This is a genomic window from Methylophilus sp. VKM B-3414 (assembly GCF_032248435.1).
Taxonomy (GTDB): domain Bacteria; phylum Pseudomonadota; class Gammaproteobacteria; order Burkholderiales; family Methylophilaceae; genus Methylophilus; species Methylophilus glucosoxydans.
The window spans coordinates 1-1,090 of the sequence record NZ_JAVTLI010000014.1 but is presented as its reverse complement, the minus strand read 5'-3'; the positions used below and the strand labels follow the sequence as shown (position 1 = coordinate 1,090).

Below are 1,090 nucleotides of genomic sequence, written 5' to 3'. Positions count from 1 at the left end.
TAAAAGATTCACAGAGGAATTCAAACAAGAAGCGGTCAAATTGATCAACGAACGGCAGTACTCTGTTGCAGAGGTTTCCTCCCGTTTGGGCGTTTCAACACATAGCCTGTACGCATGGCTAAAAGCCTACGGTCCCAATTCAGAAGCCTACCAAGCGAAGACTGCGGACCACACAGAGATACTCCGCCTTCGCAAAGAGCTTAAACGCGTCACCGAAGAGCGTGACATCCTAAAAAAGGCCGCCGCGTACTTTGCAAAAGTGTCGCAGTAAAGTACGCATTCATTCGCGAACATCATCGGCAGTATTCGATATACCGTATGTGTCACGTGATGAATGTGCATCCCAGTGGTTTTTATGCATGGAAAAATACGCCACAATCTAATAGACAGCGTGAGGATGAGCGGATAACTGGGCTGATCAAGCAATTCTGGCTAGAGAGTGGTGGCGTGTATGGCTATCGTAAGGTCACGCAGGATTTACGAGATGCAGGCGAGTGCTGCGGCAAACATCGCGTCTATCGGTTGATGAGGCAGGAAGGCTTGCGCTCTCAGACAGGTTATAGGCGCCGACCAGGTGGCCGCTATAGCAGGCCATCTATTGCAGTCCCTAATCACGTTGCCCAGCAATTCGACGTCATGGAGCCGAATAAGATATGGGTCACAGATATTACCTATATCCGCACCCATGAAGGATGGTTGTATCTGGCGGTCGTCTTGGATTTATTCTCCCGACAAGTGATCGGTTGGTCTATGCAGCCGAGGATGGAGAGTGAACTCGCAATTAATGCTCTTCTCATGGCTGTGTGGCGCAGGCAACCTGAACAAGAGGTTGTTATCCACTCCGATCAGGGTAGTCAATTCAATAGTTATGAATGGCGTGACTTCCTGAAGATGCATCACTTATGCGCAAGTCAGAGTCGTCGTGGCAACTGTCATGATAATGCAGTGGCCGAAAGCTTCTTTCAACTATTGAAGCGTGAGCGCATACGCCGAAAAATCTATGTAACGCGCGAAGAAGCAAGGCGGGATGTCTTCGATTACATCGAAATGTTTTACAATCCAAAACGCCGACATGGCTACGCTGATCAGC

The 1,090-nt window shown here is 49.0% G+C and carries 1 protein-coding gene; it reads left to right on the top strand.

The window, feature by feature from the left end:
* Positions 1-1,090 (top strand): IS3 family transposase gene (locus tag Q9292_RS14295; protein WP_409934502.1). Its coding sequence is split into 2 segments (ribosomal slippage), with 1,091 coding nucleotides annotated over them: positions 1-236 and positions 236-1,090; the frame shifts between segments, so codons are not numbered across the junction. This gene is flagged as partial in the annotation.